Genomic DNA, 19,606 nt, shown 5'->3' with positions numbered 1-19,606 from the left:
TGAGCTCGTTTTTGATGATTCCCCATCACCCAAACAATTCCTCTGCACCATTTGTTTTTGAGTATAACAACCAAATTATCAATGATATATAATTGCTGGGGTGTAGATGGTGTAGTAAAATCATGTTATTTACGATTCTGAAAAATCAAATTTGAAAAAATTTTTTTTGAAGATTTTTCATTTTTCATTTTTTTAAATCGAAAAACAGTTGTTTTCTCTACACCATCTACACCCCTCTGGATGATTATTTATTGATAATTAGCTGATAAGATTGCTTATGTTGTCTAAGTTGAGATAAATATCGCATAATTTATTCATTGTATATGATAAAAAAAAGATGAATAACAAATTTTTTGCTATTCATCCCCTTCTATCTAATATTCCTGCTTATTTTTTTGCAGGAGCTTTTATTTCTTTTTCTGTTTTTTTTACTTCTTTCTTTATTTCTTTCTTTTCAACTTCCTTTTTTTCTACTTTCTTGTGACCTTTTTTATGCCCCTTTACCATTTTCTTTTCAGAAGCAGCTTCCTTTTTTTCCACTTTTTTAGCCTCTTTTTCTGGAGCTACTGCTTTTTTTTCACCTTTTACTGCTTCTTTTTTAACTTGTTCTTTTTTAACTTCAGGTTTCTGCGTCATTTTTTGTGCATAACCATTACCTACCATGCAAAGAGCAAATAGGAAAGCGATGAATAATACTAACTTTTTCATAAATAAAAGATTTAATTATTAATTTATTTTTTTGTACATAAACAATCTGTACTTGTTTTAGAACAAACGCATAAATTAAATGTTCAAGGTACAATGAAATATTATTATGTGACTTCAAATTATGAGTAACGTAGTCTATGATAAACTTTTAGTACCGTTTTATGTATAACACGAAACAACTTATGCAATTCACTTTGTTTCTTTTTTTTTGCTTCGCATTTTTCGTATAACTTAAGTAGCTCGTCATTATTACCTTGTAAAAGAATGAAAAAGATTGAAATGAAACAAAATATAGAGAGAATCATTAACAGGTTTAAAATCTGCAATTATAAATATAAGAGACATCTGTAACCGAACAATTCAGACGTCTCTTATATTCATTTAACTTAATATCTGTACTTTTAATTCAGATAAAATTTGTCTGTAGATACAACAGTCCTTAAAGTTTTGTGAAATAAAACACATTTCCCTCCGGAGTCACTTGAAGAACAATTCCGCTATCTCCTTTTATTAACTCAACAAAATAATTATCACTATCTTCAAATTGAGCTCCATAAAGCAACATGTCACTATCATTTGCTTCATTATCATCAAAAAGCATCACAGATTTTATAATGTAATTTTTATACTTTGACTTAATTTCTTTTTGCGCACTGATTGGCAAATCTTCAAATTTTTTATGTGATGTTGTGCCAACTAATTTTGATTGACTATCGTAATATGCCTTCATTGATTGTCCGTCTTTAGTGAATGTCACTTCATCAAAATAATCACTTCTTTTCCATTGAGCATCTTTTACATCTCCGAAATCGCTGTAAAATTCTTGTTTTGATTGATAACTTACATCGCCTTTTTCTAGTTTTCTAAGTTCTTTCTTTTCAGCTTTAAGTACTTGTTTCTCTTTTTTTACTTCTTTTTTTGCCTCCTTTATCTCATTTTTGACAGCTTTTTTGTCTGTCTCCTGAGCCTGAACTTGCATTGATGTTACGTAAAACAACGCAAATGATAAAAGAATAAAAATGTTTTTCATGACTTTTCTAATATTATGTTAGACATTTAAATAATAAATAATATTGGAATCTAATGATACGATTATTCCCAGCTTAGCTGCTATTTAACCGATTTCCCTACTACTTCAAACATTATTTTATTTCTTTTGTCGACAACTGCTCTATAATAAGTGTCGTCTACTTTGTAATAAACCTTATCATCAATGGTTACTTCTTCACAATCACTGGGCAATTCTTCTACTAATGCACCAACCGGTGGGTCGACAACCTCGTATTCATTGTTTACAGTTGTGTAAAATGTTCCATAATAGTAGTAATAAGGGATTGCCCCTATTGTCAACATGAAACAGTCAATGGGTAGAACTCCTATTCTTAAACCGATTGGTGGCCTTACTACTACAAATCTTTTCCCATTAGGATGATAATAGACTCCATTGTGCCAGTGGAAGGTTTCGCCACGAAAATTCATTTGTTTTGCACCAGTCGGCACTCTGTTTCTTATAGTTCCATACTGTGGTCCTCTGACATGCATAGTGGAAGCCCTGCCTGATGGAAAATGTCCTCTTTCGCCTCCTCTTTTACCTTGGGCCAGCGCGCTCTCTGTCGGGATTACCATTATAATAGCAAGACAAAGAACTGAAATAAAGTGGATGAATCTGAGTTTCATAATTTTGTTTTTTAATAAGTTAGTTAGATAAAAAGAGTTAATTATGTTAGTTGTTATTTTCTTCTTCCTGATTCTCATCATTCTTTATATCTTCATTATTAATTCCTTTCTTTGCTTTTTTTACCGCCGATGCTTTCATTGTGCCAAAGCGGTACGTAACACTGATTCTGAAATCGCGTGCATTTCTATAATTAAGATTTTTCATATAGAAAGCCGTTTGGCTGGTTGTTGTGCTTCGTTCTTTGGTCTTCCAGAACGGGTCGGCACTTGATAGAGAAATTGATAACTTCTTTTTCAGGAAATCTTTGCTGAGAGAAATATTTGTGTAGTATGTTGACGACATCTTTCCTTGAAGCATTATGCTGGGAGCAACATACCCTCCATTTAAATTTAACCTGAAGTTCAGAGGAAAGGAGAATTGCATTCCACCCGATGCATTCCAGTTTAATCCATGTGCCTTCTGCTCACCTGTTGACGAGGTGGCACTGCTATTCATATCTACATAATTAGCACCTGTGTTGATAAAAATATTAAATACGTTTGAAGCGTTCCATTTTCCATATAAATAGATGGCTGTACGTTGACTGTGACCTAAATTCCCATACGTTGTCTGGGTAACATTTGGTTTATTCTTTGAATCAATGAATGTATAACTTACTATGCCGTTATTTACATAGCCATAGCTTAAGCTGGCGTTTAGATTTATCTTTTGAGTGAAAAGGCTGTAATTGAGGTTGAAATTATTGTTCTTTTCTGGACTCAGATTCGGATTTCCATAGCTTATGTTCTGTGGATCGGTATTGTTAACGTATGGATTCAGATTGCGGATCCCCGGACGTTGTATGCGCATTGAATATCCCAGCCGGATCTGTTCCTGATCGCTCAACATGTAGGAGATGGTAACCGATGGCACTAAATTAAAATAGTGATCTTTGAAATTCATTGTTGTAGATATGGGATATTTTACATTTATAGAAGTTCCTTCTCCACGAAGTCCGGTCTTAAACTGATATTTCATTATCTGAAATTCATAGCTAAGATAAGCTGAATATATATTCTGACTATACTGGAGATTGTTTAAAGGGCTTACCTGTAATGTGTCATTTACCCAATTGTCGGTTTCACTGCTGTTTTTACGCAGTATATATTTGGCTCCAGTTTCAATCTTCTGATTTTTCCAGGTCGGTCGTGTGTAATCAACTTGTGCTGTATGTTCCTTTGATGATGCATTGTTTATACTGTATTGAGATGGTGACAATATTGCCGGAACCTTACCTGAAAGGTTTTCGAGAAGAGTTGTGCTGTTGCCGTCATTCGGATAATTAGTAAACCGATAAGAAACGATAAGTAGTTCGTCTTTGCGATTTGTAGTATGTTGGTAGTCGGCGTTCAAATATGTAGAACCGAATGTTCTGGACGAATTGCTGTTTCTGCTGTAGCTATAGTAGGGATTATTATTAAAATCATTCATGGTCACTGAGTAATCAGAAATGCTGGTTGACTTTCGGTTGAAATTGTTTATTGAAATACTGAAAAGATTTTTTTTATCAATTTCGTAACTGGCTTCCAAATATCCATTTTGGAATGGTCCTTTGTTTTTTGACCGTCCATTTTGAATCAGGTATTTTTCATTGTTGCTGAAGTTGTATGTTCGTTCAGAAAAAGAGTCGGCATAAGGTGTGTTGTTGTAGCTGTAGTTATAATTTCCGGTGATTGCAATCTTCCCCATTTTTAAAGAAACATACGCCCCGCCGCCTAAACGTCCTAAAGTGCTGGCATTTCCTCTTAAAGAAACGGTATATCCTTCAATCGAAGTTTTAGTAGTAATAATGTTTATGATTCCACCTACACCTTCTGCATCGTATTTTGCCCCTGGATCGGTTATGACCTCGACATTCTTAATGGCATCGGCAGGCATGCTTTTCAGTACATCGCTTGGATTGTCAGTTAAGAAATCAGAGGGTTTACCATTCATGTAAATCTTAAAATCTGATGAACCTTTCAGTTGTATATTATCCTCGCTGTCTACCGTTATCATTGGGACCTTGCGAAGCATGTCCAATGTATTACTTGTCTTTGCTTCAGGGTCATTTTCTATGCTATAGGTTAACTTATCGATTTCTACTTTCACCAAGGGCCTTTGTGCTGTTACAACTACTTCCTGCAGTTCGGTTGAAGTTTCACCCATTAGTATCTTACCTAGATTTAGTTGATTTTGATTTGAGGATAAAGTAATTCTTTTTACTTTTGTCTGCATGCCCACAAACTGTATATTAATCATATAGTTCCCAGGTGTAGTATTTAAGGAAGCTGTGAAATTACCGTTACCATCAGTTACAACAACTTTCACCGGAGTTTGCGGAGCACGTACCGGGACAATACTAACCGTGGCATATTGAACGCTTTCATTGGATACAGAATCTATGACAGTTCCTTTGATCGTATAAGCTGAAAAATGCTCACCTTGATTAATTGTTTGTGCAAAGCAATTTAGCGAGAAAAGCACTATGAGAAACAGCATACAGAACGATTTCATATTCACTTATATTTATTTCAATTGTAACATCATTTATGTTTGATTTGTTTCAGTAGTATCCTCTGCTTTATTTCTTTTTATACCATTTGACTGCTTATTTAGATTATTTAATCAATGTCAAAAATCAATGTATTTTTGGCTTAATATGAAGAATTTGTTTTTTATATTTGAACGAATGAAGATTGATGTATTATAGTCTGTTACAAATAGTTCAATAAAAAAGGCCATCTCAAATTAATGAGATAGCCTTCTATAAATTAATTTATGGACAATTATTTACTTATCCAACTTAAACTTATTTTTTACAGCATTTATCTTTTGCTTCTTTACATGCTATTTTACTCTCTTTCTTGCATTCTTTTGCACCTGCCTTAGCATCCATACATGCTTGTTTGCATTCTTTCTTGCATTCTTTTGCACACTCTTTTGCACATTTCTTGTTGTCTTTGCATGCTTGTTTGCATTCTTTAGAGCAATTTTTTGCTTCCTTGCAGCATTTTGCTTTTGTTGCACTGGTAGCTTCTTTTGCTTTAGCAACATCTTTTTTAACCTTGTCTTTTTGAGTTGCTACAGTTTGTTCTGCCTTTTCTACTTTCTTAGATGTTGTTTGTGCGTTTACTGAGCCAATGCTCACTGCTGCGATAAATGCAGCAAATAAAATAAATTTCTTCATCTTCTTTCTGTTTTAATTTAGTATTATATTAGTTATGCTTCCCTCTGAAAAATATTTTCGGGGTTAACAATAACTTCGGTGTAAACATACATATAAAAAGACAAAATAGCAATTGTATAATTTAAAAATTTAGTTAATATCAATATAAAAATATTAGTCTTGCTTTTTATGAACCAATTATTGTTTATGAATCCTGTTTCTCAAAAAAAAATAAGCTTAATAATTTTATAAATTGTTTTTTTTGATCAAAAAATATTGATTAGATTTACCATTGTGACATAAAACCAGTTGAAGAACAGGAATGAGACCAGAAATGAACTTGTACAATAAAGAAATGCAATTATGAAAAGAAGAAGTTTTATTGTGATCATGCTTCTATTTATGATAAATATAGTGCGCGGGCAGGAATTTGCCCAGATAGGAGCAAGTTGGTATTATAGTAGTGCAGACCAGAGAGCTGCTCCGGCTGAAGGAGCCTATATTCATTTTGTATCAGTGAAGGACTCTTTGCTGAAAAATAAAATTGTAAGAAAGATAGAGAGAACATGTTATCATTACCGTGGTTCGGTTTCAAACCTTGAACCGCTGTTTGTTTATAGCTTGGCAGATACAGTGTTTCTGTATAATCCTTATAAAGAATATTTTGACAGACTGTATGTTTTTAACAGGAACATAGGGGATACCCTGACACTGGATGTTCCTTATACAGATGATGATTATTCATCGCTTGAAAAAAAAACATATAGGCTGGTGATTGATTCTATAGCCCTGGAAACATACAATGGAAAACAAATCAAAAAATACCGGACAATTGGATTGGATGGTTTTCAATATTGGAATGGAGGATGGTTTATGGATTACATTGGTGGACTTGATTGGCTGTTTCCAAGGAAAAACTTATTCCCTGAAGCAGATGGTCCGTTAAGATGTTACAACGATTCTAACTTCACCTTCAGCTTTTCAACTATTCCATGCGATTATAAGTTAAGTAGTTCACTATCGAAAATAGCAGAGGAGGATGTGGTTGTATTGCTCAATTTAGCTAGTAATTATTTGAAGATTAGTGCACCATCAGACATCAAGCAGATTGAACTGTTCGACCAGCAGGGAGTTTTACAACTGAAAAGCACTATGGCAGAAAACAACATTTCAACTTTACAGCCTGGAGTCTACCTTTTGAGAATTGAGATGAAAGATAATAATATCGCCTATAAAAAAATAATCAAAAGATGATATCGCTTCCAAAAGTGGAGTTGCTGTGAATATTAATGGTAATTACCATTAATAGGTTGATGCGATATCCTTATCAAATGAAATATTTGGTGGGGTAATTCCTGAACTCGTATTCATCGACAAAGGTCGTTGCAAGATGAAAATTGTCTTTGCTCTTGTTAATTGTACTAAAATACAGTACCTTTGCCACATATTCTCATATAGGGGTGCCTTAATAATACGGGCTGAGATTATACCCATAAACCTGATCCGGGTAATGCCGGCGGAGGGAAAAAGATAGAAAAGCCCCCTTTTCTGTTTTAATAATTTAAATTTTGGTATGAAAAGAAAGGTAAAGATGCTTGTCGGTCTCACATTGATCGGCTCTTCGTCTTTTGCGCAGGTAAAGGATAGTCTGCGTTTGGTAAAACTGCAGGAGGTGCAGGTAGTAGCAACACGTGCGGCGGCTAAAACACCGTTTGCTTTTTCGAACGTGAGTAAAGAACAAATCAGAAAACTGAACTTTGGACAAGATGTTCCATTCTTGCTGACAATGACTCCGTCGGTTGTAGCGACTTCAGATGCCGGGGCCGGAGTAGGGTACACTGGTGTAAGAGTGCGGGGGACAGATGCTTCAAGGATTAATATTACTGCTAATGGCGTTCCATTGAATGATGCCGAGTCTCATACATTGTACTGGGTGGATCTACCAGATTTTGCTTCTTCTATTGAAGATCTTCAGATTCAGCGCGGAGCTGGAACTTCTACAAATGGTGCTGGAGCATTTGGTGCGACTATCAACATGAAAACTGAGTCTATATCTCCATTGCCTTACGGAGAAGTAGCAGGCACATATGGCACGTTTAATACACACAAGGAGACATTCAAGGTGGGAACCGGACTGCTAAAGAACCGTTGGGCTTTCGACGCGCGTATCTCTAATATTGGTTCGGACGGATACATCGACCGTGCCTCTACCAATATGAAATCGTTCTTCGCACAAGCGGGATATTACGGAGAAAACGATATCCTGAAATTCATTGCATTCGGTGGAAAGGAGAAAACATATCATGCATGGAACGGGATAAGCAAATCGCAGCTTGAAACAAACAGACGCTATAATACTTGTGGCGAAATTCAAGACGATAACGACAATGTGATTGGTTTCTACAAGGATCAGAACGACAACTATTTGCAGTACAATTATCAGATGCTCTATACACACATCTTTTCGAAGGAGTGGAATATGAACGTTACGCTTCATTATACGGATGGAGAGGGATATTATGAGGAATACAAGAACAAACGTACATTGAAAGAATACGGTTTGGTGCCTTTTACAATTGATGGCACTCAGGTGAAAAAGAGTAATCTAATTCGCCGGAAGATGATGGATAATGGTTTCGGTGGTGGAGTGTTCTCATTGAACTACGCCACCAATGGTCTGCAGGCTTCGTTGGGAGGTGCGGTTAATAGGTATGAAGGCAACAACTTCGGGAAGGTGATCTGGGTAAAGAACTATATAGGTAGTCTGGATCCTGACCATGAATATTACCGTAATAATGCCGGGAAGACTGACGCTAATATTTATCTGAAAGCAAATTACGAACTGCTGAAGGGATTGAATGTTTACGGAGATATACAGTATCGTCATATTAACTATACCATTAATGGAGTGAATGACAAGTGGGACTGGACCAAGACTCCCGGCGAAATGCAAAAGCTGAATGTAGACAACAACTACAACTTCTTTAACCCGAAAGCGGGTCTGTTCTGGCAAATTAACAAAAAAAATGCGGCTTACGCTTCATTCTCTGTGGCTCAGAAAGAACCTACACGCAACAACTTTACCGATGCAAAATTCAATAAGATTCCCTCTTCTGAAAAGCTGTTTGACTACGAAGCCGGATATACTTATAACGATTCTCGCTTCCTGGCTGGAGTTAACTTCTACTACATGAAGTATAAGGATCAGTTGATTTTAACCGGAGAAACAAATGATATCGGTGAGCCGTTGGCAGACAACGTCCCAGATAGTTATCGTATGGGAGTGGAATTCCTGCTAGGAGCAAAGATTACTTCCTGGTTGAGATGGGATGGAAATGCCACATTGAGCGAAAATAAAATTAAAAATTATACTGAATATCTGGATAATTACGATGCGGACTGGAATCCAATGTACAGTCAGACAGCTCATTATGTGGGAACCACAACCATCGCTTTTTCTCCCTCATTCATAGGGAACAGCATGTTTACTTTGAACTATAAAAACTGGGATGCATCATTACAGTCAAGCTATGTTGGTAAACAGTATTTGCTGAATTCGGAACAGGAGGATTGCAAACTGGATGCTTATTTTGTAAATAACCTGCGATTGGGATACACCTTTACCTTGCCAACACTTAAGTCAGTGCGTGTGGGGCTTATCGTAAACAATCTGTTTAATGAGATGTACGAAAGCAACGGTTGGGGATACAGCTCGTATGTGGTAAATAAGAATGGTAGTAAGGATCGTTTCAACGATGCCGGTTATTTTCCTCAGGCTGGAACAAACATTTTAGTTGGAATTACGTTGAAATTCTGATAAAGGAAAAATAACGATAATGGATTATCTTGAAATTATTGGTACACTGGTAGGCTTGCTTTATCTCTATTTGGAGTATAAGGCAAGTATCTATCTGTGGTTTGCCGGAACTGTTATGCCGCTCATCTATATCTATGTGTTCTACGATGCAGGACTCTATGCCGATATGGGCATTAATATATATTATCTGCTGGCTGGCTTGTATGGATTGCTGATATGGATGAAGGCTCCTGATCAGAAAGGAGAGGAGCGGCCTATTTCAACTACTCCGCTGAAACTCTATTTGCCGATAATTGTTACCTTTGCAATACTTTTTGCCGCAATTGCCTTTATACTGATTCGCTATACCGACAGTACGGTTCCTTTTGCCGATGCATTTGTGACTGCACTAAGCATAATCGGGATGTGGATGCTGGCATATAAGTATATTGAACAATGGCTGGTATGGATTGTGGTTGATGTAGCTTGTTGTGGATTGTATATTTACAAAGGATTGTATCCTACAACTATTCTTTACGGACTCTATTCAGTTATTGCCGTGTTCGGCTATTTTAAATGGAAAAAAATGATGTTGTATAACGAACTGAAAGATGAGAAAATACCCGTTACTAACAATCGCTGATTCCCCTTCGGCTATTATTCTGGCTAATGGAGATTATCCGGTACACCCGTTGCCTCTGGCTCTTCTTGCCAAAACTGATTACGTTGTATGTTGCGATGGAGCAACTGATGAATTTGTGAGTAAAGGAAGAATTCCTATAGCTATTGTGGGTGACGGAGATTCTCTTTCCAAGCTGAATAAAAAACAGTTTGCCAATATCCTTCATTCCATACCCGATCAGGAAACAAACGATTTGACCAAGGCTTTTAATTATTGCATTCAGCAAGACAAGAAGGACCTGCTGATTCTGGGAGCTACCGGAAAGCGGGAAGATCATACACTAGGCAATATAAGTTTGCTGATTGAGTATATGGAGCAGGCGAATGTGGAAATGGTAACTGATTACGGTGTTTTTACGCCCATATCGGCAGATTGTGAGTTTGAAAGCTATCCAGGTCAGCAGATTTCAATTTTCAATCTGTCATGTGCAACAATCTCTCAGGAACAATTGTTGTTCCCTCTTCCTTCTTTGAATAACTGGTGGCAGGGAACTCTTAATGAGTCATTATCCGACCACTTTATTATCAGAACTTCAGGTAAAGCTATAGTTTTCAGGGCTTACTAATGTCTCGAAGTACAAAAGAGTCCATTATGTTTTAATAAAACGGATAAAAGATAAAAGGGGAAGCCATCTCGGTTTCCCCTTTTAATTATACAAACTTAAAACAACCAACAAAAGAAATAGATAACTATTTCAGATTATCTGATAAATAGTAATTCTCTGTATTTTGGTAACGTCCATAACTGGTCGTCTACCAAAAGTTCTAATTTGTCGATATGATAACGAATTTCTTCCAGCATCGGTACAATGTTGTCGTGGTAAGCGATTGCTTTTTCACGTTCCGATTCAATTACGTTGGCCACTTTGCGAGCTTCAATCATTTCGTCAACCTTTTCTTTAATGAAAATTGTTCTTGATCCAATCTCTTCGATAATCTCCAGATTCTTAGAAGAGAGCAAACTAGACTTTTCAGCTGGGTAGAGATCCTTCATTTTATATACATTATCAATCAGCTGAGACTGGTATCGTGTTGCAACCGGAATGATATGGTTCATGGCCAGGTCGCCCAGTACGCGAGCTTCAATCTGTATTTTCTTGGTGTAAGTTTCCCATTTTACCTCGTTGCGGGCAACAAGCTCCAGTCTGGTCATAACGCCGGTTGATTCGAACATCTTAACGGTGCTTTCTTTCAGATAGTTATCGAAGATTAATGGAACGCTGGTTTCACAATCTAATCCACGTTTACTAGCTTCTTCTTTCCATTCGTCACTATAACCGTTGCCATCAAAGTGAATAGCTCTGCATTCCTTGATGTAAGAGCGGATTATTTCCAGAATAGCAGAAATCTTTGGTTCACCTTTTTCAATCAGGGCATCAACGTCTTTCTTAAAAATAATTAATTGTTCACCCAAGGCTGCATTGAGGGCAATCATGGCAGAAGCACAGTTAGCTTCCGAACCAATTGCACGGAACTCGAAACGGTTTCCGGTGAATGCGAAAGGGGAGGTGCGGTTGCGGTCTGTATTATCGATCAATAATTCAGGAATTTGCGGAATATCCAGTTTCATACCTTGCTTGCCGCTTAGTCCGGCTAAATCGTTTGTACTATCTGCCAGATGATCCAGTACCTGGGTTAACTGTTTACCTAAAAAAGAAGAAATAATGGCAGGAGGTGCTTCATTGGCACCCAAGCGATGTGCATTGGTGGCAGATGAGATACTTGCTTTCAGCAATCCGTTGTGACGGTACACTGCCATCAGTGTATTTACAATGAATGTAACAAAACGAAGATTGTCTTCAGCTGTTTTTCCCGGTCCCATAAGAATAATACCAGTATCAGTGCTAAGTGACCAGTTGTTATGTTTACCTGATCCGTTGACACCTTTAAATGGTTTCTCGTGCAACAAAACACGGAACCCGTGTTGGCGGGCGATTTTACGCATCAAGGACATTACCAAAAGGTTGTGGTCATTGGCCAGGTTGCATTCTTCAAATACTGGAGCAAGTTCAAACTGGTTTGGAGCAACCTCATTGTGACGAGTCTTAACAGGAATACCAAGTTTAAGACTTTCAATTTCCAGGTCGGTCATAAATGCAGTAACACGAGTAGGGATTGCACCGAAGTAATGATCTTCCAGCTGTTGATTTTTAGAACTTTCATGTCCCATTAGAGTACGGCCGGTCAACAATAAATCCGGACGAGCTGCATATAAACCTTCATCAACCAGGAAGTATTCCTGTTCCCAACCTAAGTTGGTTGTAATCTTCTTTACTTCAGGGTTGAAGTAATGAACTACATCTAAAGCTGCTTTGTTAACAGCGCGAAGAGCTTTCAGAAGAGGAGCTTTGTAGTCAAGTGATTCACCAGTATAAGCGATGAAGATTGTTGGGATAAATAGCGTATCATCCACGATAAATGCCGGAGATGAAGGGTCCCATGCCGAATATCCACGAGCTTCGAAGGTGTTACGGATTCCACCGCTCGGAAAGCTGGAAGCATCAGGCTCTTGCTGTATAAGCAACTTGCCGCTGAATTCTTCAATCATTCCACCTTTTCCATCATGTTCTAGGAATGCGTCATGTTTTTCCGCAGTGCCTTCTGTTAATGGATGAAACCAGTGGGTGTAGTGTGTTGCTCCCATTTCGACTGCCCATTTCTGCATGCCTGCTGCCACCGCATCGGCAATATTTCTATTGAGAGGTGTTCCGTTTTCTGCAGCATCAATTAGTTGCTGATATACCTTATCGGGAAGGTATTTGAACATTTTTGCCTTGTTAAATACATACTTACCGAAATACTCTGAAGGTCTCTCCTTTGGAGTGGGCACTTCTACGGCTTTTTTCTTAAAAGCCGTTTCTACTACTCTGAATCTTAGTTCTGATGACATACTACCTAAATTGAATTGTTGTTATGTAATTAGTTATAGCAAGTAATAAATTTTTAGAAGGAATGTGGTTTTTTCTAAAGAGAGATAGAGAAGTAACTTAAGTTCATGTTACCATACAACAACCAGTGAAACCTTAAACAGTCAGTTACTCTCTATTTTCTCTTTATTCTTTCTATTATTATAATTATGGTCATTAAATTGTTATATCCAGTTGCGCAATCTTTTCATTGCTTCAATACAATCTTCACGTGCTCCGAAAGCTGTCAGTCGAAGATAACCTTCACCGCTGGGACCAAATCCAACACCGGGAGTACCCACTATATTTGCTTCGTAAAGCAGTTGTTCAAAGAATTTCCAGGAAGACATACCATTTGGAGCTTTTACCCATAGATATGGTGCATTTACACCACCATAAACTTTCAAACCTGTAGACTCAATGCCCTCTTTCATGATTTTGGCATTTGTCATATAATAGTTGATAATTTCTTTAACCTGTTCTTTTCCTTCAGGGGTATAGATTGCTTCCGCGGCTCTTTGAGTTATATAAGATGTTCCGTTAAATTTAGTGCACTGGCGTCTGTTCCATAATTTGTTCAATGCAACACGTTCACCTCCAAGCGTAGCTGCTTTAAGTTCTTTGGGGACGATAGTATATCCGCATCTTACTCCCGTAAAACCAGCGGTTTTTGAGAAGCTTCTGAATTCAATAGCAACTTTCTTGGCACCTTTAATTTCATAGATGGAGTGTGGAACGTCTGGCTCTTGAATGTATGCTTCGTAAGCTGCATCGTACAAAATCAAAGTATCATTTTCCAATGCATAGTTTACCCATTTTTTTAGTTCCTCTTTAGAGAGCGTTGTGCCTGTCGGGTTATTAGGATAACAGAGGTACAACATATCAATTCTCCGGTTGGGAATTTGTGGGATAAAGTTGTTTTCACTCAGACAAGAAATATACACCAGATTACTCCATTTTCCGTCAACCAAATCTCCTGCGCGACCGGCCATTACGTTCGAATCGATATAAACAGGATAAACAGGGTCAGTAACACCAACACTGTTATCGTGACGAAGGATATCTCCAATATTTCCGGTGTCACTTTTTGCTCCGTCGTTAATGAATACTTCACTTGGCTCCAGGCTGATTCCTCTGCTCGCATAATCATTTTTGATGATTGCTTCGATCAGGAAATCGTATCCCTGTTCTGGCCCATAACCGCGAAATGTCTCTTTCGAAGCCATTTCGTTCACGGCATTATGCATAGCTTTTATTACAGCGGGAGGCAATGGCTGTGTAACATCGCCAATTCCCAGACGAATAACATCCTGCTTTGGATGAGTTACTTTAAATGTGTTTACCTTTTTGGCAATATCCGAGAAGAGATAACTTCCCGGTAGTTTTAAATAATGTTCGTTTACTAATGCCATATCTATAAGTTGTTTTAAGTTTGTTCTTTAGTCTAAAGGGGTATTTCTCCTTCGAATACGGTTACAGCATCGCCCGTCATATATACTTTGTCTGTTTTTTCGTCCCAGAGGATATTCAAGTTCCCTCCATCCATAATGATTTCCACATCACGTCCTGTCATTCCAGTAATTGAACCTGCAACAGCTGTAGCACATGCTCCGGTTCCACAGGCCATTGTGATGCCTGATCCACGTTCCCAAACACGCATTCTCACCTTGTTTTCACTCAACTTCTGAGCAAACTCAACATTGATTCTGCCTGGGAAGAGAGGATGATTTTCAAGTATCGGTCCTATAACCGGAAGTTCTATCTGATTAATATCATCTACGTAGATAACCAAATGGGGATTCCCCATTGAAATTGCGGTTGCTTTAAAGGTTTGACCGTTTACCGTGATTTCATGGTTTATCATTTGTCCTGACTTTCCGTCGAAATATACCTCTTTCAGTTTAGGAGAGTCCATATCGACAGTAACCTTTGAAACTTTTCCTTCTAATACCGTAAGTTTTAAATGTTTGATGCCCGAAAGAGTTTCCAGGGAAATATCTGTTTTTTTTGTTAAGCTGTTATCATAAAGGTATTTACCGATACAACGAGATGCGTTTCCACACATCATTGCTTCAGAACCGTCTGCATTGAAGATACGCATGCTAAAATCTGCTATAGACGATTTCCCGATTAAAACCAGTCCGTCCGAGCCAATTCCCGTATGAGGAGCACTCCATTTGATGGCTATTTCCTCCGGATGTTCAATGTGATGTATTAGTGTGTTGACGTAGATATAATCATTGCCCGCACCGTGCATCTTTGTAAACTTAATAAGGTTTGTCATTTTGTATCGGTAATTTGCTTTATTAATTTCCTTTTGATTTTTATTTCTGCAAATATACGACAAATTGTTTAAGTAATAATCATACCGACTTACTTATATCTATTTAAATTATGCTAAATAATAATTGATATATAAGACTGTATAAAAATAACGAAATTACAATTATTGTAGCTTTATTATTTAAAAATTGATAGTTATTAAAAGAACGTATGTTCAATTATTCTATATTTATGTGTTTTTTTTCTGAGTTCAATAACCTTTATCAACAAAATAGAACCATATATTTGAATAACAAAATGATTCTCATATATGGTTCTATTTTTTTCAATTATTTTTTTATTGAACTGTTTTATTTACTATTTGACCATTTCCAGTCCTAAAAGAGGGTCGTTTGTTGTGATGAAATCGGCTCCTTTATCAATCAGATATTGAATATCTTCTTTTTTGTTAACCGTCCATACATTGACTTTAAGACCGTATTTTTTGGCTTCGTCAAACCAGTTCTCATTCTTTTTCATAACACCTAGGTTATAGTCTAGTCCGGCGCATCCTATTTCTTTCAACTCTTTAGGTGAGAGGCTTCCACTTAAATAATACACTTTTGCTTTGGGTGCCAAACGGATTAATTCTTTGACAGCATTAAGGCTGAAAGATATATATTCCACTTTGTTTTCCATCTTAAATTTTTTAACCATTGCCAGCACTTTTACTGTTAGTGAGTCTTCTCTCTCTTTGCTGCTGTGTGGTTTTAATTCAATAATTAACTTGCTGTGCTTGCATTCTTTCCCTTTTTGAAGGTATTCTTCAAGAGTCGGCAGATTTTCTCCATTTGCCAGCTTTTCCTGTTTCAGCTGTGCTGCTGTTGTTTTTTCCAGAACTAGTTTGTGCTCCGGAGTAGTAGCGTCATGATTAACCATTGGAACGCCATCTGATGATAGCCATACATCCAGCTCTGAACCGTATACCTGAATGTTGTCAGCTTTAATCAGTGCAGCAATTGAATTTTGAGCAGAACCTTCCGTATCCCAATATCCACGGTGAGCAATAATTTGTGTTTTGTTTTTTGCATTCATACCTGTCAAAGTAAAAAACAATGCTCCTACAATAAATAATCTTTTAGAATTCATATCGTTATGTTTATTTTTTATATGTTAAAAGTAGAGTATCTAACGGATATAAACAAAAAAAAGATGCTTTTATTGAATTATAAAGCATCTTTTTTTATTAGATAGATATTGCAAGTTTATTAATAACTCTCATCGTGTACTCCTTTTACAGCACGACCACTCGGATCATTCATATTTTTAAAGGATTCGTCCCAGGCTAATGCTTCAGCTGTACTGCAGGCCACTGATGGTACAGACGGTACGCACTTGGCTGCACTTTCACTTGGGAAATGTTCTTCGAATATACTGCGATAGTAATATTCTTCTTTATTCATAGGAGTATTGATTGGGAATCGCTCGGCTGCATGTGCCATATCTTCATCACTAACCTTTTCGGTAGTAAGTGCTTTGAGTGAATCAATCCAGTTATATCCTACGCCATCGCTGAATTGTTCTTTTTGTCTCCATGCTACACTTTCAGGAAGCATATTGGCAAAAGCTTCCCGTAGAATTTTTTTCTCGATGGTTTTTCCTGGTGCCATCTTTGCTGCAGGATTCAGTCGCATAGCAACATCCATAAATTCTTTGTCCAGGAACGGAACTCTACCCTCAACTCCCCAGGCAGAGAGTGATTTATTTGCCCTAAGACAGTCGTATAGATGCAGCTTACTTATTTTACGAACTGTTTCCTCATGAAAAGCTTTTGCATCCGGAGCTTTGTGAAAATAGAGATAACCACCAAAGATTTCATCTGCACCTTCTCCCGAAAGAACCATTTTGATTCCCATCGATTTGATTACCCTTGCCAACAGGTACATCGGGGTAGAAGCTCTGACAGTAGTTACATCGTATGTTTCAATAAAATAGATAACATCACGGATGGCGTCTAATCCTTCTTGAACTGTATAATTTATTTCATGGTGGATAGTGCCAATATGATCTGCCACCTCTTTTGCTTTAATAAGGTCAGGGGCATTTTTTAGTCCTACTGCGAACGAATGTAATTGTGGCCACCAAGCATCCGACTGACCACCTGTTTCTACACGTTTTGCGGCATATTTCTTTGCCACAGCAGAGATAATAGAAGAGTCGAGACCTCCGGAAAGCAATACTCCGTAAGGAACATCGCTCATTAGCTGACGTTGCACAGCGTCTTCAAGTGCATCGTGAATGTCACTGCTATAAGCATTGTTGTTTTTTACAGCTTCGTACTCCATCCAGTCGCGCGTATACCAGCGTTTCATTTCTCCTTCTTTACTATAGAAATAGTGTCCTGGTAAAAATGGTTCATAGCTGTCGCAGAATCCTTCAAGTGCTTTCAGCTCGCTTGCAATATAGAGTAGCCCTTCTTTGTCGCGACCGATATATAAAGGAATAACCCCTATCGGATCACGGGCAATCAGGTATTCATCTTTTTCTGAATCATAAAGGGCAAAAGCAAATATACCACTTAAGTCTTCCAGAAAATTGATGCCTTTCTTACGGTAGAGTGCCAGTATGACTTCGCAATCGGAACCTGTCTGGAACTGATATTCATTATTGTACTCTTTGCGAATGTCACGGTGATTATATATCTCTCCGTTGACGGCAAGGATAACTTTCCCGTCGGGAGTGTAAAGCGGTTGTCCTCCCGATTGAGGATCTACGATTGAAAGACGTTCGTGAGCAAGGATGGCTGAGCCTCCACAGTAGATGCCACTCCAATCGGGTCCCCTGTGACGGATTTTTTGAGCCATTTTAAGAGCTTTAGAACGTAATTCTTCGTCTTGCTTTTGTACGTTGAATATTCCTACAATTCCACACATAGTTCTTTTTGTTTATTTTTGACTTAAATAAGTATCTATCTCCTGAGCAGCCTTACGACCTCCGGCCATAGCTCTAACCACAAGGCTTGCACCTGTAGCTGCATCTCCTGCTGCAAATACTTTTGCAGTTGATGCTGCGGCGCGATTGTCGATGGTTATGTTTTTACGGTTATCTACTGCCAATTCCAATTGTGCAATAACTCCTTCCTGTACTGGATGAACGAATCCCATTGCCAGAAATGCTAAATCTGCTTCGATAATCTCTTTTTCTCCGGTTGGAACCATCTGCATGCGTCCTTCTTCGCTTTTAATCCAGGATATTTCTTGAATTTCTACAGCCTTTAGCTGGCCGTTTTCTCCGATAAACCTGCAAGTGTTAATGTTCCATCGACGATGACAACCTTCCTCATGAGATGAACTGGTTTTCAATACCTGAGGATACATAGGCCATGGTGTTGCTGGGTTATGACCAACAGGAGGCTTTGGCATAATCTCTATCTGAGTGACCTTGATGGCTCCATGACGAGCAGAAGTTCCTATACAGTCTGAACCGGTATCACCACCACCGATTACCAACACTTTTTTCCCTTTAGCGTTAATCAGTTTATCGTTATCAAAGGATTTCCCTTCAAGAATCTGATTTTGCTGGCTCAACAGTTCGAGGGCAAAATGCACACCTTTTAGTTCGCGCCCTTCAATTGGGAGGTCACGTGGAACTTCTGCGCCAATACACACGCATACAGCATCAAATTTTTCAACCAGTTCCTTAGCAGAAATATCTTTCCCTATTTCTGTTGAAGTAACAAAGCTTATTCCTTCTTGTTTCATTAGATTAACGCGACGGTCAATTACATTTTTGTGCAATTTGAAGTTGGGGATGCCATAACGGAGCAAGCCACCTACTTTATCCTGTTTTTCATAAACTGTTACTTCATATCCCTTACGGTTCAGTTGATTGGCAACTACCATTCCGGCAGGACCAGCACCGATTATCGCCACTTTTTTACCATTTCTGATCGGATGTTGTGGTAGTACATATCCTTCCCTGAAAGCAGCTTCAGCAATAGCAACCTCATTTTCTCGGATAGTTACAGGCTCATCTGCAGAAAGCTTAAGAACGCAACTTTTCTCACAGGGAGCAGGGCAGATTCGACCGGTGAATTCCGGAAAATCGCAAGTAGACTCCAGTACTTCATACGCCTCTTTCCATTTACCTTTGTAAAGCAAATCCTGCCATTCGGGTTGAATATTTCCTATTGGACATGCCCAGTTACAGAAAGGAACCCCACAGTCCATACAGCGTGAAGCTTGCAGTCTGCGGTCATGGCTGTTAAGAGTCTGTTCCACTTCACCAAAATCTGTAATGCGTTCGTTAAGAGGTCTGTATCCGGCCTCTTGTCTATGTATTGTTAAGAATGCTTTTGGATTTCCCATTTCTATTATATTATTTGGTAA

General features: G+C 38.0%; 15 protein-coding genes and 1 riboswitch. Of the genes, 4 read left to right on the top strand and 11 right to left on the bottom strand.

Annotated features, from left to right (window positions below; all coding sequences use genetic code 11):
• Window positions 1-387: 387 nt before the first annotated feature.
• From ABWU87_RS05270 to ABWU87_RS05250, 5 genes are all read right to left on the bottom strand, one after another.
• A complete protein-coding gene (locus tag ABWU87_RS05270; protein WP_353333923.1) occupies window positions 388-708 on the bottom strand; it encodes a hypothetical protein in 321 nt (106 codons plus the stop codon).
• Window positions 709-1,147: 439 nt separating this feature from the next.
• On the bottom strand, window positions 1,148-1,738 hold the full coding sequence (locus ABWU87_RS05265; protein WP_353333921.1) for a hypothetical protein: 591 nt from the start codon (window positions 1,736-1,738) through the stop codon (window positions 1,148-1,150).
• Between the two features lie 80 nt (window positions 1,739-1,818).
• Entirely contained in the window at window positions 1,819-2,385 is a 567-nt protein-coding gene (locus tag ABWU87_RS05260) for a DUF6515 family protein (protein WP_353333919.1), read from the bottom strand.
• Window positions 2,386-2,431: 46 nt separating this feature from the next.
• Entirely contained in the window at window positions 2,432-4,921 is a 2,490-nt protein-coding gene (locus tag ABWU87_RS05255; protein ID WP_353333918.1) for a TonB-dependent receptor domain-containing protein, read from the bottom strand.
• A 295-nt stretch (window positions 4,922-5,216) separates the two neighbouring features.
• On the bottom strand, window positions 5,217-5,594 hold the full coding sequence (locus ABWU87_RS05250; RefSeq protein WP_353333916.1) for a hypothetical protein: 378 nt from the start codon (window positions 5,592-5,594) through the stop codon (window positions 5,217-5,219).
• A 342-nt stretch (window positions 5,595-5,936) separates the two neighbouring features.
• Between ABWU87_RS05250 and ABWU87_RS05245 the strand changes: the two genes are divergently transcribed.
• The 4 genes from ABWU87_RS05245 (at window position 5,937) to ABWU87_RS05230 (ending at window position 10,616) form a co-directional block, all read left to right on the top strand.
• On the top strand, window positions 5,937-6,827 hold the full coding sequence (locus ABWU87_RS05245; protein ID WP_353333914.1) for a T9SS type A sorting domain-containing protein: 891 nt from the start codon (window positions 5,937-5,939) through the stop codon (window positions 6,825-6,827).
• Between the two features lie 192 nt (window positions 6,828-7,019).
• Window positions 7,020-7,115, top strand: a riboswitch (TPP riboswitch).
• A gap of 31 nt (window positions 7,116-7,146) precedes the next feature.
• A complete protein-coding gene (locus ABWU87_RS05240) occupies window positions 7,147-9,390 on the top strand; it encodes a TonB-dependent receptor (RefSeq protein ID WP_353333912.1) in 2,244 nt (747 codons plus the stop codon).
• Window positions 9,391-9,409: 19 nt separating this feature from the next.
• Window positions 9,410-10,012 carry a nicotinamide riboside transporter PnuC gene (gene pnuC / locus ABWU87_RS05235; RefSeq protein WP_353333910.1) on the top strand — a complete coding sequence of 201 codons (603 nt, stop codon included), beginning with the start codon at window positions 9,410-9,412 and terminating at the stop codon, window positions 10,010-10,012.
• Window positions 9,981-10,616 carry a thiamine diphosphokinase gene (locus tag ABWU87_RS05230; protein WP_353333908.1) on the top strand — a complete coding sequence of 212 codons (636 nt, stop codon included), beginning with the start codon at window positions 9,981-9,983 and terminating at the stop codon, window positions 10,614-10,616. The genes pnuC and ABWU87_RS05230 overlap by 32 nt, the downstream gene beginning before the upstream one ends.
• Window positions 10,617-10,750: 134 nt before the next feature.
• Here ABWU87_RS05230 and ABWU87_RS05225 read toward each other — a convergent pair whose 3' ends face one another.
• The 6 genes from ABWU87_RS05225 to ABWU87_RS05200 form a co-directional block, all read right to left on the bottom strand.
• Window positions 10,751-12,940 carry a glutamine synthetase III gene (locus ABWU87_RS05225; RefSeq protein WP_353333906.1) on the bottom strand — a complete coding sequence of 730 codons (2,190 nt, stop codon included), beginning with the start codon at window positions 12,938-12,940 and terminating at the stop codon, window positions 10,751-10,753.
• Between the two features lie 201 nt (window positions 12,941-13,141).
• Window positions 13,142-14,368, bottom strand: coding sequence for an LL-diaminopimelate aminotransferase (locus ABWU87_RS05220; protein WP_353333904.1), 1,227 nt, complete (start codon window positions 14,366-14,368; stop codon window positions 13,142-13,144).
• Window positions 14,369-14,400: 32 nt separating this feature from the next.
• Window positions 14,401-15,240 carry a diaminopimelate epimerase gene (gene dapF / locus ABWU87_RS05215; protein WP_353333902.1) on the bottom strand — a complete coding sequence of 280 codons (840 nt, stop codon included), beginning with the start codon at window positions 15,238-15,240 and terminating at the stop codon, window positions 14,401-14,403.
• A 356-nt stretch (window positions 15,241-15,596) separates the two neighbouring features.
• Complete coding sequence (locus ABWU87_RS05210) at window positions 15,597-16,367, bottom strand: glycerophosphodiester phosphodiesterase family protein (protein WP_353333900.1); 771 nt, start codon at window positions 16,365-16,367, stop codon at window positions 15,597-15,599.
• Window positions 16,368-16,486: 119 nt separating this feature from the next.
• The gene (asnB, locus tag ABWU87_RS05205) at window positions 16,487-18,151 is read right to left on the bottom strand and encodes an asparagine synthase B (RefSeq protein WP_353333898.1); all 1,665 of its coding nucleotides are present in this window, start codon (window positions 18,149-18,151) and stop codon (window positions 16,487-16,489) included.
• A 12-nt stretch (window positions 18,152-18,163) separates the two neighbouring features.
• A complete protein-coding gene (locus ABWU87_RS05200) occupies window positions 18,164-19,585 on the bottom strand; it encodes a glutamate synthase subunit beta (RefSeq protein ID WP_353333896.1) in 1,422 nt (473 codons plus the stop codon).
• Window positions 19,586-19,606 lie beyond the last annotated feature (21 nt).

The sequence above is a fragment of the Bacteroides sedimenti genome, from assembly GCF_040365225.1.
GTDB lineage: Bacteria > Bacteroidota > Bacteroidia > Bacteroidales > Bacteroidaceae > Bacteroides > Bacteroides sedimenti.
The sequence above is the reverse complement of the archived record's forward strand: the minus strand, read 5'-3'. Positions and strand labels throughout refer to the sequence as shown.

Coding starts and splice junctions, on each gene's coding strand:
- ABWU87_RS05265 (WP_353333921.1), bottom strand. CDS start 1,738: ATGAAAAACATTTTTATTCTTTTATCATTTGCGTTGTTTTACGTAACA.
- pnuC (WP_353333910.1), top strand. CDS start 9,410: ATGGATTATCTTGAAATTATTGGTACACTGGTAGGCTTGCTTTATCTC.
- dapF (WP_353333902.1), bottom strand. CDS start 15,240: ATGACAAACCTTATTAAGTTTACAAAGATGCACGGTGCGGGCAATGAT.
- ABWU87_RS05240 (WP_353333912.1), top strand. CDS start 7,147: ATGAAAAGAAAGGTAAAGATGCTTGTCGGTCTCACATTGATCGGCTCT.
- asnB (WP_353333898.1), bottom strand. CDS start 18,151: ATGTGTGGAATTGTAGGAATATTCAACGTACAAAAGCAAGACGAAGAA.
- ABWU87_RS05245 (WP_353333914.1), top strand. CDS start 5,937: ATGAAAAGAAGAAGTTTTATTGTGATCATGCTTCTATTTATGATAAAT.
- ABWU87_RS05260 (WP_353333919.1), bottom strand. CDS start 2,385: ATGAAACTCAGATTCATCCACTTTATTTCAGTTCTTTGTCTTGCTATT.
- ABWU87_RS05230 (WP_353333908.1), top strand. CDS start 9,981: ATGAGAAAATACCCGTTACTAACAATCGCTGATTCCCCTTCGGCTATT.
- ABWU87_RS05250 (WP_353333916.1), bottom strand. CDS start 5,594: ATGAAGAAATTTATTTTATTTGCTGCATTTATCGCAGCAGTGAGCATT.
- ABWU87_RS05270 (WP_353333923.1), bottom strand. CDS start 708: ATGAAAAAGTTAGTATTATTCATCGCTTTCCTATTTGCTCTTTGCATG.
- ABWU87_RS05255 (WP_353333918.1), bottom strand. CDS start 4,921: ATGAAATCGTTCTGTATGCTGTTTCTCATAGTGCTTTTCTCGCTAAAT.
- ABWU87_RS05225 (WP_353333906.1), bottom strand. CDS start 12,940: ATGTCATCAGAACTAAGATTCAGAGTAGTAGAAACGGCTTTTAAGAAA.
- ABWU87_RS05210 (WP_353333900.1), bottom strand. CDS start 16,367: ATGAATTCTAAAAGATTATTTATTGTAGGAGCATTGTTTTTTACTTTG.
- ABWU87_RS05200 (WP_353333896.1), bottom strand. CDS start 19,585: ATGGGAAATCCAAAAGCATTCTTAACAATACATAGACAAGAGGCCGGA.
- ABWU87_RS05220 (WP_353333904.1), bottom strand. CDS start 14,368: ATGGCATTAGTAAACGAACATTATTTAAAACTACCGGGAAGTTATCTC.